Raw genomic sequence first — 13,889 nt, 5'->3', positions numbered from 1 at the left:
CCCGCAGCTCAAAGCAGTCCTCGCCCTGCCAGATTGCGCATGAGCGAACGCGTGCCGAAGGTCCATGGTGCCGCTTCGTCGGAGTAGACGACAGTGTTTTGCAGCGTGCCCAGAAGCGGCGTCGAGATTACCACGACATCGCCCTTTGCGTGCGTGAAGCCCGAACCCTTTTCTGCGCGGTCCTGCGTGGGCGCGAACATGGTCCCCAGAAACAGCATGAAGCCGTCCGGATATTGGTGGGACTTGTTCAATGTCTGCGAGACCAGACTGGCGGGCTTGCGGCTGATTTCCGCCATGTTCGAATGTGCCGACATGCGGAAGCCGTCTGTTCCCGCAACCGACATGGTCAGGGTCGCAGTCTCGATATCGGCGAGCGTAAAGTTGTCGTCGAACAGCCGGATGAATGGACCGATGGCGCAGGAGGCGTTGTTGTCCTTGGCTTTGCCGAGAAGGAGGGCAGACCGTCCCTCGACGTCGCGCAGGTTCACGTCATTGCCGAGCGTCGCGCCGCGGATAGTGCCCTTGCTGTCGACGGCCAGCACTATTTCGGGTTCGGGGTTGTTCCAGCTCGAGATCCGGTTCACCCCGATCTGTGCGCCCGGGCCCACGGCCGACATTGGCTGTGACTTGGTGAAGACTTCGGCGTCCGGGCCTATGCCCACCTCGAGATATTGCGACCACAGCCCTTCGGCGATCAGCGCGGCCTTTACCTCCGCGGCCTTCGCCGAACCCGCCTCGATGTTCGACAGGCTCCCGCCGATTGCCGCTCCTATCCGCCGGCGCAGTTCGTCCGCGCGGCCCGGATCGCCGGACGTACGCTCATCGATCACGCGCTCCACCATGCTTTGCGCGAAGGTCACCCCGCAGGCCTTCAGGGCCTGGAAGTCGGCCGGGGCGAGGAGGCAAGGGCGGTTCGAATGATAGCCCATCTCGGCCGGATCGAGGACCAGGTCCTGCGGCACTCCGATCGCCTCGCCGGTGAGAGCATCGAAGCGACCCGCAGGATCGGTATCAAGAAAATCGGCCATGGAGACCACGCTCTCGGTCACATCGATGAGGGTACCGTCGCGCAGTATGACGATCGAAGGGCCCTTGCCTGGCCGCCATACGCGGCCAACGAGTTTCCCGGCTTCGGGCGAAGTGGGCAGCATTGAATGTTCCCTCGTTATATCTAGCAAAACTACATATAGCGGAGGACATTGGTCAAGCGCTTTGAGAGGGGTGCCCGGGGCTCTTCCCTTCCTTCGGCTATTCCGGTAAATAAATTTAATCTAATATAATCAATTATTTGTATAAAACCGCTGTTTCTGCTCTTCGCCATTTTGGCAGCCTCTCCTCCAAGATTTCTCTTGCCAATATGTAGTGATGCTATATCACTCTGGGCACGGGCAGCGATAGCTCACAGCGGGAGGTGGCGAAGATACGTCATGACAAACCAGACCCCCTACGACCTGATTTCCCAGATGGATGGCATGCTCTTCATTGAAGGTGCGTTCCGAAAAGGCGGGGGCGGGCGTCTTCCCGTCGAGAACCCGGCGACAGGCGAGATCATCGGCCAGATCGCCGCGGCAACGAAAGCCGAGGTCGAGGAAGCCGTCCTCGCCGCACGCCGTGCTTTCCGTCCCTGGGCGAGGCAGCTGCCCAAGGTGCGCGCGGCCGCGCTTCATCGGCTTGGGGATGCGATCGCAGCCGATGCTCTGGCGATGGCAAGGATCATGACGGCCGAGCAGGGAAAGCCCGTCAACGAGGCAAAAGGCGAGATCCTCAAGCTCGCCGAGGCCTGTCATTTCTATGCCGAGGAAGCCACCCGCGTTCATGGCGAGATCATCCCGAACGAGCAGCCTGGATTCCAGAGCCTCGTCGTACGCGAGCCGATCGGCGTGGTTGGCGCCATCACTCCGTGGAACTATCCGGCCGAGCTCGTGGGCTGGAAGCTTTGCGCGAGCTTGGCGTCGGGCTGTACGATCGTCATCAAGCCCGCCGAGATTACGCCGTTCACCGCGCTCGCCATTGCCGCCAAATGCGCCGAGGCGGGAATCCCGGCAGGGGTGGTCAATGTGCTGACGGGCAAGGGGTCGCAGGTCGGACAGGCGCTGGTGGAGCACCCTCAGGTCGACAAGATCGCCTTCACCGGATCGAGTGCGGTTGGCCTGCATATCCAGCAAAGCTGCCCGCAGGTGAAGCGCCTGTCCCTGGAACTCGGCGGCAATTGTCCGATGGTCGTGACGGCAAGCGCCGATGTCGCGGCAGCGGTCAAGGGCGCGGCGCGGCGCAGCTTCCGAAACTGCGGCCAGATCTGCATCGCGATCAACCGCATCTATGTCCACCGCTCCGTCTATGAGGACTTCCTCACGGGACTGGGCAGGGCGGCCGAGGCGCTCAGCGTCCACAATGGGCTCGAACGGCCCGACGCCGATCTGGGGGCGATGGCTTCGGGCGAGCCGCTGGCCAAGACGCGGGCACATCTGGACGACGCACTGGCCAGGGGCGCACGACTGGTCGCGGGCGGCAAGGCGCCCGAGGGCGCCGACTATGCCAAGGGGCATTTCTTCCGTCCGTCCGTGGTGGCCGACTGCACGCACCAGATGCTGGTGATGACCGAGGAGACCTTCGGCCCGCTGGTCGGTGTTGCCGTTTACGACGAGCTGTCCGAGGCGATCGCCTTGGCCAATGACACGCCCTACGGATTGGCTTCCTATGTCTATGCACGCGACCTGACCGAGATCCAGACCCTGTCTGCGGGCCTGGATTACGGCAATGTAGCGATCAACAATGTCGATGCCGGGATCATGAACGCACCCTATGGGGGACGTAAGCAGAGCGGTGTCGGTTATGAACATGGTCGCGAGGGGCTGCTTGAATACTTCAATTTCAAGCATGTCCGGCTGCATCACGGTGTGGGGGCTTGAGCGATGCAGGCGCTGTTGGGAATCGACATCGGCACCTCCGGGTGCAAGGCGTTGTTGATTGCGGCCGATGGCGCCGTCATCGCGGCGCAAACCGAGACTTATCCGCTATCGCAACCGCATCCGGGATGGTCGGAACAGGATCCTGAACTCTGGGTCGAAGGCGCGCGCAAGGCGGTTGCCGGCGCGCTGGCCAAGGCGCCAGAGATCGAGATCTCGTGCATCGGCCTTTCCGGCCAGATGCACGGGCTCACGCCGCTGGACGAGGGACATCGGGTGCTGCGGCCGGCAATCCTCTGGAATGACCAGCGCAACGGCGCCGAATGCGCTGCGATCACCGAGGCGGCTGGGGGGCTCGAAGGAGTACTGGCCGCCACGAACAACCGGATGCTGGTCGGCTATACCGGGGGCAAGATCCTGTGGATGCGCAATCACGAGCCGGAGCTGTTCGCGCGCATGAAGGTGATGCTCAATCCCAAGGATTATCTGCGTCTGCGGCTGACGGGGGAGGTCGCGTCGGAGGTCTCGGATGCTTCCGGCACGGGGCTCTTCGATGTGCGGCGGCGCCAGTGGGCCAAGGGCTTGATCGAGGTGGCTGGGATCGATCCGGCCCTGCTACCGCCGGTCTTTGAATCGCAGGTGATCACCGGGCGGGTCTCGGCCATCGGTGCCGATCTGTTCGGGTTGCCCGAAGGCATACCGGTCGCCGGTGGCGGGGGCGATGCCGTCATTCAGACGATCGGGTCCGGCGTGATTGCCCCCGGCGAATTGCAGTCGACGATCGGAACGGCCGGCATTCTTGCCGCGGCACTCGACTCGCCGCAGGACAACCCGGACGGCAGGTTGCAGGTATTCTGCAATGTTGCGCCGGACAAATGGCATTGCATGGGCGTTTCGCTGAACGCCGGCGGGGCGATGGGCTGGTTTCGCGAGACGCTGTGGGCTGGGTCAGACGGTACGCTGACCCCCTTTGATCAGATTGTGGCGGAGGCGGCACAGAGTCCCGCCGGCGGGCGCGGCCTGCTGTTCCTGCCCTATCTCAACGGAGAACGCTGCCCGCATCCCGATCCGGGGGCAAGAGGTGCCTTTGTCGGGCTGACCGCTCGGCATAGGCGTGGCGATCTTGCGCGTGCTGTGATGGAAGGCGTTGTCCACGCTTTTGCCGATATGCACGCGCTGATGAAGCCGATGGGCATCGACGGGCAAATTGTGAAGGCATCGGGAGGCGGTGCGCGCTCGCCACTCTGGCGTCAGATTCAGGCCGACATGTTCGGCTGCGATGTGGTGACGACCGACGGTGCAGCCGAGGGGGCCGCCTTCGGAGCGGCGCTTGTCGCGGGCCTGGCGATTGGCGTGTGGCCCGACGTGGCAAGTGCGGCGCGCAGCTGCCGTGACCTGACGCGGGAACGCCCAGACCCGGGCACCGCCCAGGTCTATGCCCGCGCCCACCGCGCCTATCGCAACCTGTATCCAGCATTGAGCGAAACCTTCGGTGCGCTCGGCGAAGCCATTTTTGACCAGTAGCCGTAGGAACTCGCGACATGCCGATTTACGCCGCATTCATTTTCGATCTCGATGGCACTTTGATCGACAGTGCGCCCGACATAGCCGCGGCCCTCAGCAAAGGCTTTGCCGCCAATGGCTGGCCGGAACTCGATCCGCGCTATGTGGAGCAATTCATCGGCAACGGACCGAGGCGCCTGATCCTCGATATCCTTGAGGACAAGGGCATCGCCTATGACGAGGAGGCGGTCGAGCGGGCGTTCGAAGGATATCTGCAGGCCTATCTCGACGATCCCGCAGGCAGGACGCAGTTTTTCTCACATGTCCCGGAGGATCTGGCGGCCTTGCGCCAGGCGGGCGCGCGGCTTGGCATCTGCACCAACAAGAACCACGCAGTGACCGGCAAGGTCCTGGAGCAGCTTGGCTTGGCGGACCTCTTCGATGCGGCGATTGGTGCGGATGCGGTGCCTGCTTCCAAGCCGGATCCGGGTCATCTCATGGCTGTCGCCGAAGCGATGGCGCTCGAGCCCGGTAGCTGGGCCTATGTCGGCGACACGAATGTCGATCGCGCGACGGCTGAGGCGGCGGGTGTGCCATTCTACGTTGTTCCGTGGGGAGCTGGCGCCTCGGTCGACGTTCCTGTCGGTCATCGGTTGACCCGCCTGGCCGATCTGTTGCAGCACGATCCAAGACCCACCGCCGCCGAATAGCGGCAAGGAGAGTGCCAGATGACCGTCAGCCTGCTGCAACGTATCCTACAAGAACGCGAGGAGATGCATCCGGCTGAGCGGCGGGTCGCCGCCTTCGTCAGCGCCTCACCCTCGGAGGTGCTGCACATGAGCATGGCGCGCTTGTCCGAGACCTGCTCGGTGAGCGACCCGACGATCATGCGGTTTTGCCGCCGCTTCGGATTCGATGGCTATCAGGAGTTCAAGCTGCATTTGGCGCAGAGCCTCGTGCCCTCGGCGCCTTTCGCCTACGAACAGATCATTCCCGATGACAGCATCGACAACATCGTGCGCAAAACCTGCCGGAACTCGCTGAACGCGATCCAGAGACTGGCCGAGGATCTGGTGCCCGAACAGGTCGCGGAAGCCGCGCGTGTGCTTCAGGCAGCAAGCTGGATCGGGATCTATGCAGCCGGAATTTCGGAGGTGAATGCGCTCGACGCCGAGCACAAGTTCCAACGTCTCGGGCTGCGGTGCCAGGCCCTCCTGGGCAGGCAGCGTCAATGGATGCATGCCGAACGGGCCAAGCCCGGCGAAGTCGCGCTGATCTTCTCGCAATCGGGACATACCAAGCAGATGGTCGAAGTCGCCATCGCTGCGCGGGCACGCGGCGCACGCGTGGTCTCGATCGCCGCCGGCGAGAGCCCGCTGGCACGGGTTACGGATGCCATGGTCGCCGTCCTGCCCTACGACCGGACTGAACTGATGACGCCGCTGGCATCGCGTCTCAACCACCATCTGGTCACCAACATGCTGGTGACCGCCATTGCCATTTCGAGCGGCAGCCAGTTCCCCGACCAACTGCCTGCGCTCGACAATTGGCTGACAGACAAGATTTGAAACCCTGAAGAGGCGCGGCGGAGCCTTGCGCCAGTGGAGGAAGAATGAGCGCGCAGAACGAAGCCAAGAAGGTCGCGGGCCGACGCGTGATCCAGGAATTCGTGCGCGACGGCATGAAGCTGGGCCTGGGATCGGGCACGACGTCGCATTTCTTCGTGCGCGAGCTTGGCAAGCATGTTGCCGCAGGAATGAAACTGACCTGCACAACGACGTCCCGTTCGACGATCGACGTCGCGCGTGGGGTGGGGATCGAGATCACCGATCCCAACGATATCGGCGAACTCGATCTGACCATCGATGGGCCGGACGAAATCGATCGCAAGTTCAATATGATCAAAGGCGGCGGCGCTTGCCTGCTGTGGGAAAAAATTATCGCCCATGCCTCCAGGCAAATGATCTGCATCTGCGACGAGACCAAGATCGTCGATTGTCTCGGAGGCTTTCCTCTGCCGGTGGAGGTGGTGCAGTTCGCCTGGAAGCAGACCGAGCGCATGGTGGCGCGCCTGCTTGCCGATCACGGGATTAAAGACGTCAGGATTGAGCGTCGCGTACGGGACGGGCAGCCCGTCGTGACGGACAGCGGCAACTTCATTCTCGATTGCCGTTGCGGTCCGATCATAGCCGATCCCGCACCATTGGAGCTCGAGTTGAACCGCATACCCGGCGTGGTCGAGAACGGTCTTTTCACCCGCGAGGCAGTGGGAATGGTCGTGGGATGTTTCGATGGAACATCCTACGTGAAGATGCGGTGATCTAGTAAAACTCCGCGAAGAGAAAGGATCGGTGTTATCCGCTCCTTTCCGAAGAGAAGCCAAAAATATTCTCATCCTATTGTAATAAAATAGGAAAATCAAAAAACCTCAAAATTGCATAGTGCAAGTTGCGCGGCAGCCATCACGGCACGCTGCGCGACCAGTTGACAGTTGAACTGAATATCTAGTAATACTACATACGCCTAAAAAACAGCATCAGGGAGAGCGAAATGGAGATCCGAGGGGGAATTAGCCGGCGTAACGTGCTTGCGGGCGGAGCGGCGATCGGGCTGGGGATGATGACGGGGCAGGGCGCATTCGCCGCGCAAAGCCGCCTGTCGATCCCCTATTCGAACAAGAGCCTCGACTACTACTTCTTCGTGATCCAGGAAGAAGCGGTGAAGCGCGCCGTCAAGGAAAGCTCCGGTGAGTTCCAGGCGACCAACGCGAATTTCGACAACACCCGGCAGCTCGAGCAATGGCAGAGCTTGCTGCTTTCACGCCCGTCGGCGATCATCTCCGATCCGATCGACAGCCAGGCCATCGTCTCCGCCATCCGGCGCTACAACCAGCAATCGATCCCGGTCGGCATCATCGATACGCCGGCGGATGGCGGGAAAGTTGCCATCACCGTGAGCTTCGACAATTTCCAGGGTGGCGTCATGGCTGCCGAGGAGATCGTCAAGCGCCTGGTCAAGAAACACGGAAGCCCGAAAGGCACGGTGCTGAACTGCTATGGCGCGCTCGCTTCGGTCGCCTGGCGCCTGCGCAAGGAAGGCGTGGACTCGGTCTTTGCGAAATATCCGGAGATCAAATATCTGGCGCGTCCCACCGAGGGGCAGCTCGAGCAGATGCTGTCCGTGACGCTCTCCACGCTTTCCGAGCATCCCGACCTCGACGCCGTGCATGCGCCCTCCGACTCGCCTTCCCGTGGCATCGTCACCGCGCTGCAGCAGAAGGGACGCTGGAAGAAGGTGGGCGAGGACGGCCATGTCATCTTCATCAATATCGACGGCGAGCCGGTCGCGCTCAAATGGATCCAGGAAGGCTATATGGATGCCTGCGTGTCGCAGGATCCGATCGCCTATGGCGAAATCGCGGTCGAGATGATCGTGAAGCATGCCCTGAAGGGCGAGGATGTGCCGCTCGGCACTTATGAGAACAAGAAATATTTCTGGGAGAAGGGCGATCTCGTCGCCGGCAAGACCGGCCCCACCTTGATCATCCCGGCTTTCGTCATCAATGGCGACAACGCCAACGACCGGCGCCACTGGGGAGCGGTTGCCGAAAAGGACTGGGGTATCGCCTACCGATAGTTCCCGAATCTGGTTTTCCGGGGCGCAAATAGCCGCCCCGGCTCACACAATGATCTGGGAGGGGCGATATGACGGCGCATGATTTGCGTGGGTCCACAACTGCGCAAGACGAGATCCTGCGGATCGACAACGTCACGAAGAGCTATGGACCGGTCAGGGCGCTGCGCGGCGTGTCGCTCAGCATCCGCCGCGGTACGATCCATGGCCTTCTTGGCGAGAACGGTGCCGGCAAGTCCACGCTGGTCGGGATCATTTCCGGCCAGCGCTCGCCAACCTCCGGGCAAATCGTCATGGACGGCCGGCCGCTCCACCATGTCGACGTCAAGACGATGGAGCAGGCCGGTGTTTTCCTGGTGACCCAGGAGCCTATGATCATCGACAACCTGACCGCCGCCGAGAATCTGATGCTGGGCATCTGGCCGGTGAAGAACGGCTTTGTCGACTGGAAGGCCCTGCGTCAGGACGCGTTGCGAATACTCGAAGGCTCCGGCATCGACGCCAATGCGCTGGCCGGCCGCCTGGATGCCGTCGCAAGGCGCAAGCTCAATATCCTGCGGGCGATGTTTTCGGGCGGCAAGGTCATCATCCTTGACGAACCGACGGCTGCGCTGACCGTCGCCGACAGGCGCGTGCTTTTCGACTTCATGCGTCGTTTGAAGAGCGATGGCGTCACCTTCATCTTCATCTCCCACTACAATGACGAGATCCTGGAGATCTGCGATGCGGTGTCGGTGCTTCGGGACGGTGGTCTTGCCGGCGGTTCCGAGGACGTCGCCTCCCTCTCCTCCGAGCAACTGACCGAGCTCGTGCTGGGCCGTGGACTGACCCTGTTCCAGCGGGACCGACGCGATCATGCCGGCAAGGCGCCTCACGTGTCGCTGCGCGACGTCAAAGGCCAGTACCTGTCCCTCAAGGCAATGGATATCGCGGCGGGTGAGGTCGTGGGCTTGACCGGCCTGCCGGGGGCGGGGGCGAAAGAACTGGCCCGGGCGATATTCGGTTTGTATCCGGCCAGTGGCACGATCGCCATCGATGGCACGCAGCGCAGGCTGCCCCGAACCCCTCGCGCCGCTCTCGATGCGGGGATCGCCTTTCTGTCGGATGACCGCCGCAGGGACGGTGCCGTCGGAAAAATGTCGATCGGACAGAATATTGCCTTGTCCTCGCTGCCGGCGCGCGCGCGCATGGGCTACATCGATCGCGCCGCCGAAGCCGAGATCATCGACCGCTATTTCAAGGCAATGGATGTCAAGGCACCCAATCCGGACTATGCGGTCGATACACTCAGCGGCGGCAACCAGCAAAAGGTCTGCCTTGGCCGCGTGCTTGCCACCGAGCCGCGTCTGTTGATCGTCGACGAACCCACCCGAGGCATCGATGTGGGCGTCAAGCAGGACGTGCTGCGGATCATCGACGAACTCAGTGCCGCCGGTGTTTCGGTCATCATCGTCTCGACCGACACCGACGAATTGGTACGTGCCGTCGACCGCGTCTGCATCTTCGAGCACGGCCAGATCAAGGAAACCCTCACGGGAGAAGCCATCACCGTCGAACGCCTGCGTTCTTCGGTGCAGGCCTGACGCGTCCGGAGAACAGGAGAGTTTGGTATGAGCAAGGCAACTGTCAATGGTACGGTCACCCCGCCTGCCGCCAAGTTGAACCGTGACGCAATTCTGGGGTGGGTCCTCCACAATATCGTCTGGATCTGGCTCATCGCGCTGGTCGCCATTTTCGGTGCGTTCAACGACTACTTCCTGACCGTCATGAATCTTCAGAACGTGATGGTGCAGGCAACCGTCCTGGGAATGCTCGGGCTTGCGGTGGCCCTGCCGCTTCTGGTGGCGGAGATCGACCTGTCCATTCCCGCCAATGCAGGCTTTTCGGCGGCCGTGGGGGCTCTTGCCTATTCCGATCTCGGAATGCCATGGCTGATCGCCGCGCTGATGGGCCTGGCGGTCGCCACCCTGATCGGTTTTTTCAATGGCATCTGCATCACGCGCCTGAAAATGGTGTCGCTGATCGAGACCTTGTCGATGATGATCATCCTGCAAGGGGCCCTGCTCGCGCTGACACAAGGCAAGACGCTGACCAACATGTCGGACGGGTATGTCTGGATCGGGCAGGCCATGGTGGGCGGCTGGCCAATCATGCCGGTCGTGTTTGTAATGGCGCTGGTCGTGATCGCCGTCGTCCTGCACCGCACGGTGCTGGGGCGTTCGATCTATGCGGTTGGCGGCAATCCTGTCGCCTCGAATTCGGCGGGAATTCGGGTCGGCCGTGTCAAGGTCATCACCTACACGATGTCGGGGTTCCTCGCCGGTCTGGCTGGGTTCTTGCTGGCATCATGGCAGATGGCGATCACCTCGAACCAGGGATCGAGCTATCTGCTCTATGCGATCGCGGCGCCGATCATCGGCGGCGTCAGCGTCTTCGGTGGACGCGGCAATGTGCGTGGTGTTCTGGGCGGCGTCCTGCTGTTGACCGTCATCCAGGTGGGCCTCGCCATCATCAACGTTCCCTCCTTCTATGTGGGCATGATCGGCGGCGTGATGATCTTCATCGCCGTGGCTATCGATGCCTTCCGCGTCCGTTATTTCGGCTGACATTGCGCGATCACGAGCGAGCACCATGACCTTTGTCCCACATGGCAGACGCCTGATCGCAGGCGAAGGGATAGCCGCGGAGGCCACCTTCGAAAACGAGCCTCTTGCGGACACTGGAACGCCAGGCAGGCCGCTTGTTGATGAACGGCTATCCGACCGGGGTCGACGCTACGGACGCGATGGTGCATGGCCGGCCTTATCCGGCCAGCACGAATTTCGGGACCATCTCGGTCGGCGCGATGTCGATCCGCCGCTTTCTCAGACCGGTCTGCCATCAGAATGTCTGGCGCGACATCATGCCGTTGGACCGCGTCTGGAGATCTCGTTCAACAGTTCAACCTTCCTTTGAAGAAACGATACGAGGAAACGCAATGCCTGATCGCGAGCATTCAGATTCGGTGGCTGAAGTGACCCACGGCTCCCAAGGTTCTCTTGATGCCGTCGACAAACAGATCGGTAAAGACGAGTCCCTGGCGATCCTGGAACGCCTGGATCGCATCGAGCGCCATCTTGCGTTTCTTGTGGCCCGTCAGCCCGGCAGTTTTGGCGACACGGATCGCGGTGAGCGAAAATGACTTCCGGTTCGGGAAGCTGACGGCGATAGAGAATGTAGTGGTGGCGGGCCTGGTGCGGGACATACCCGTAAGGCAGCGGCGGCGCTCGAGGCCTTGAAACGGATTGGCCTGGGGCCGGTGGCCAGCGGAGCGGCCGTCGGGAGGCCAGCACAAGCGGATCGATTTTGCCCGCCCTATCGCGGCGTGCCCGCAAGTGGCTTTGCTTTAGGCTGACTGCCTAGGAGGCCTTCTCTCATCAGAATTCCTATTCATATGAATTCGAATGCCCCGGCAATGGCTTGCGAGGTGGGATTCAGGGTCGCGCTCTTCGCGCCGTCGAGGCGAAAGGTGAGGGGGGTGCCGATACAGGGTGGAAAGATCGATATGGAAGCTCGTGCGATCATCCCCCTTTTCCAGATCGCGAAGGCTCGGATTGCAGGCCGGGTTCAGGCGCACACAGAGCGGGATCGCCGAACGATCGAACGCCGGTGCGAAAACATCAACACCCTTTGATGGAAGTGGGGGGACTTCTGGGCCTCAGTCCGGTTTGACAGTATATTCTCGTAAAAATCAGAATAATTTCCATAAATGCTTCATAATTTATTGTAATTCTTCGATTTTTCGAGTCTCAAAAATGATGTGCCAAATTTGCAACATGAAGTTGTAAAAGTTCGCCATAGTGACGATAAATTGCCATATTTTGTTGTCTCGAGACCCAAAGTGCGATCACCTTAAGGAATGGTTCTTTGGAATCTTTTCGGGGGCGCAAAAACGCGCTCACGGTCTCGCAATCGATTGAAGTGCTGCAAAGCGCTTCTAATCAGAAATCGCACTATCTCGGAGGTCATCAAATGACCATAAGGTCTCTTCTCCTCGGCGCATCTGCCGGACTCGCTATAATCGGTGCCGCTCAGGCCGCTGATCTGCCCATGACCAAGGGTGAAGCCGTCGAATATGTGAAGGTCTGCACGGCCTTCGGTCCGGGCTTTTTCTATATTCCCGGCACCGATACCTGCCTGAAGATCGGCGGCGAAATTCGCGCCGATTATCGCGCTTTTGCCGGTAATGGTTTCAGCCGCAACGACGATCGTTCGGCCTTCAACACCCAGGCCCGCATCTGGTTCGATGCCCGTACGGAGACCGACTGGGGTCTGCTGCGTTCCTATTTTCAGATCAATGCCGACTCGCATCCGATCAGCAATCAGGGCCGCGGCGGCATCTATAACGACAACCGTTTCACCATCGACAAGGCCTTCATCCAGTTCGGTGGCCTGACCGCTGGTTACGCCCATTCCTTCTTCGGCTTCTACGACAACGAGTATGGCGACACCATCTGGGCGCCATATTATGCAGAGCAGAACACAGTCAACTTGATCGCCTACACCGCCCAGTTCGGCGGTGGCTTCAGCGCCACGCTGTCGATCGAAGACGGCCGCGATCATCGCGTCGGCGGGACGAGTACGCCGGTTGATATCAACGGGACGCTCTATGGTTACCGTGAAGGTGGTCAGCAGGTTCCCGATGTCGTCGCCCAGTTGCGTTGGGATCAATCCTGGGGCTCCATCGCCGTTCAGGCGGCGGGTCATCAGTCTCGTTCGGGAACGGACTACACGATCACCACCCCCGGCGCTAACCCCGGCGATCCGCCGGTAGTGACACCCGTTAACGTTCGTCGCAGCAACAAGTACGGCTATGCCGTCGGTGCCACCGGCTTGATCAAGATCCCTGCGATCGACAACGGTCACTTCATCGTTGAAGGTCAGTATGCGGATGGTGCGCTCGACTATCTGGGCGCAGGCGCCACTTGGATTGCAAACTCCGATTCCTTCGTGAACAGCCGTGGTCGAATTGACCGTGGCAAGGGCTGGTCGATCACGGCGGAGCTCGGCGGCAACATCACCCCGGTTCTGGGTGCCAACCTCGTCGGTTCTTACATCGATACGCAGTATGACCGCTATCTGGGCAACGGCCAATATGGCCTGAAGGAATACACGATCGTAGGTAACCTGACCTACACGATCGTCAAGGGCCTGACCGTTGCCGGTGAAGTGGCCTGGACCCACGGCAAGTTGGACAATGGCGTCATCGACGATGGCGAATTGAGCGGCCGCAGCAAGTACAATGTCTTGCAGGGCGGTGTTCGCCTCAAGCGGACTTTCTGAGTCTAGTTAGATAGGTTCTGATTGAAGGCCCAATGTAAATTGGGCCTTCTTTGCATCTATACTAGATGAATTCTCCGTGATGAATGGTCGTGTTCATTCATGACGCTACGAGTCATGTGAGTCATTTAATGATCTAAACGTTGATTGAGTTCTGGCGTAACGGAACAATTTGTGTATCAATGGGATTCTGGTTCGCGAGACCAGAAAATCATATCTGACTTCCAAACTTTCCTTTCGAAATGGCCCGGCTTTGTCCGGGCCATTTTTTGTTATGGGAACGCGCAACCGTGAAACATGCGGACTATTGCTCAGTACCGAAATGTGATGGCGCATGTTTGTCATCGTCGATCGGCCTTGGATGTTTGATCCCAGGTTTTGATGGAGCATCCTTTCGCTCGAAACCAGACGGTCCGTCGAGCGATATGGACTGGTCAAGCGAGCTCAAGGGCACTGGCCAAGCGCTAGGGACCGACCAAAAGACCATCGCAAGTGGAAAAAGAGATCCTTGTCGCTGGCCTGCCAGCG

At 60.6% G+C, this 13,889-nt stretch carries 10 protein-coding genes and 1 pseudogene; 10 read left to right on the top strand and 1 reads right to left on the bottom strand.

The window, feature by feature from the left end; genetic code table 11:
* Positions 1-8: 8 nt before the first annotated feature.
* Positions 9-1,151, bottom strand: coding sequence for a fumarylacetoacetate hydrolase family protein (locus ABXS05_RS29525; protein ID WP_367626342.1), 1,143 nt, complete (start codon positions 1,149-1,151; stop codon positions 9-11).
* A gap of 276 nt (positions 1,152-1,427) precedes the next feature.
* On the opposite strand from ABXS05_RS29525, the gene ABXS05_RS29520 reads away from it, so the two are divergent.
* The 10 genes and pseudogenes from ABXS05_RS29520 to ABXS05_RS29475 all read left to right on the top strand — a co-directional run bounded on the left by ABXS05_RS29520 (position 1,428) and on the right by ABXS05_RS29475 (position 13,364).
* Positions 1,428-2,909, top strand: a complete 1,482-nt coding sequence (locus ABXS05_RS29520) for an aldehyde dehydrogenase family protein (RefSeq protein WP_367626341.1) — start codon at positions 1,428-1,430, stop codon at positions 2,907-2,909.
* Positions 2,910-2,912: 3 nt separating this feature from the next.
* Positions 2,913-4,430 carry a xylulokinase gene (xylB, locus tag ABXS05_RS29515; RefSeq protein ID WP_367626340.1) on the top strand — a complete coding sequence of 506 codons (1,518 nt, stop codon included), beginning with the start codon at positions 2,913-2,915 and terminating at the stop codon, positions 4,428-4,430.
* Positions 4,431-4,447: 17 nt separating this feature from the next.
* Positions 4,448-5,119, top strand: a complete 672-nt coding sequence (locus ABXS05_RS29510) for an HAD-IA family hydrolase (RefSeq protein WP_367626339.1) — start codon at positions 4,448-4,450, stop codon at positions 5,117-5,119.
* An 18-nt stretch (positions 5,120-5,137) separates the two neighbouring features.
* Entirely contained in the window at positions 5,138-5,977 is an 840-nt protein-coding gene (locus tag ABXS05_RS29505; RefSeq protein WP_367626338.1) for a MurR/RpiR family transcriptional regulator, read from the top strand.
* A 44-nt stretch (positions 5,978-6,021) separates the two neighbouring features.
* Positions 6,022-6,729 carry a ribose 5-phosphate isomerase A gene (rpiA, locus tag ABXS05_RS29500; protein ID WP_367626337.1) on the top strand — a complete coding sequence of 236 codons (708 nt, stop codon included), beginning with the start codon at positions 6,022-6,024 and terminating at the stop codon, positions 6,727-6,729.
* Between the two features lie 230 nt (positions 6,730-6,959).
* Entirely contained in the window at positions 6,960-8,045 is a 1,086-nt protein-coding gene (locus ABXS05_RS29495; RefSeq protein WP_367626336.1) for a sugar ABC transporter substrate-binding protein, read from the top strand.
* 68 nt (positions 8,046-8,113) lie between these two features.
* Complete coding sequence (locus ABXS05_RS29490; RefSeq protein WP_367626335.1) at positions 8,114-9,625, top strand: sugar ABC transporter ATP-binding protein; 1,512 nt, start codon at positions 8,114-8,116, stop codon at positions 9,623-9,625.
* 27 nt (positions 9,626-9,652) lie between these two features.
* Positions 9,653-10,648, top strand: a complete 996-nt coding sequence (locus tag ABXS05_RS29485) for an ABC transporter permease (RefSeq protein WP_311940278.1) — start codon at positions 9,653-9,655, stop codon at positions 10,646-10,648.
* Positions 10,649-10,749: 101 nt separating this feature from the next.
* Positions 10,750-10,956 (top strand): annotated as a pseudogene (locus ABXS05_RS29480) (aldehyde dehydrogenase (NADP(+))); the annotation flags it as partial.
* Between the two features lie 992 nt (positions 10,957-11,948).
* Positions 11,949-13,364 (top strand): porin, encoded by a 1,416-nt coding sequence (locus ABXS05_RS29475; protein WP_367626334.1) that lies wholly within the window; start codon positions 11,949-11,951, stop codon positions 13,362-13,364.
* Positions 13,365-13,889 lie beyond the last annotated feature (525 nt).

The sequence above is a fragment of the Labrys neptuniae genome (assembly GCF_040797145.1).
Lineage (GTDB): Bacteria > Pseudomonadota > Alphaproteobacteria > Rhizobiales > Labraceae > Labrys > Labrys neptuniae.
The sequence above is the reverse complement of the archived record's forward strand: the minus strand, read 5'-3'. Positions and strand labels throughout refer to the sequence as shown.

Excerpts from the sequence above, each read along its gene's own strand:
- rpiA (WP_367626337.1), top strand. The coding sequence starts at position 6,022 with ATGAGCGCGCAGAACGAAGCCAAGAAGGTCGCGGGCCGACGCGTGATC.
- ABXS05_RS29505 (WP_367626338.1), top strand. The coding sequence starts at position 5,138 with ATGACCGTCAGCCTGCTGCAACGTATCCTACAAGAACGCGAGGAGATG.
- ABXS05_RS29510 (WP_367626339.1), top strand. The coding sequence starts at position 4,448 with ATGCCGATTTACGCCGCATTCATTTTCGATCTCGATGGCACTTTGATC.
- ABXS05_RS29490 (WP_367626335.1), top strand. The coding sequence starts at position 8,114 with ATGACGGCGCATGATTTGCGTGGGTCCACAACTGCGCAAGACGAGATC.
- ABXS05_RS29525 (WP_367626342.1), bottom strand. The coding sequence starts at position 1,151 with ATGCTGCCCACTTCGCCCGAAGCCGGGAAACTCGTTGGCCGCGTATGG.
- ABXS05_RS29520 (WP_367626341.1), top strand. The coding sequence starts at position 1,428 with ATGACAAACCAGACCCCCTACGACCTGATTTCCCAGATGGATGGCATG.
- ABXS05_RS29495 (WP_367626336.1), top strand. The coding sequence starts at position 6,960 with ATGGAGATCCGAGGGGGAATTAGCCGGCGTAACGTGCTTGCGGGCGGA.
- xylB (WP_367626340.1), top strand. The coding sequence starts at position 2,913 with ATGCAGGCGCTGTTGGGAATCGACATCGGCACCTCCGGGTGCAAGGCG.
- ABXS05_RS29485 (WP_311940278.1), top strand. The coding sequence starts at position 9,653 with ATGAGCAAGGCAACTGTCAATGGTACGGTCACCCCGCCTGCCGCCAAG.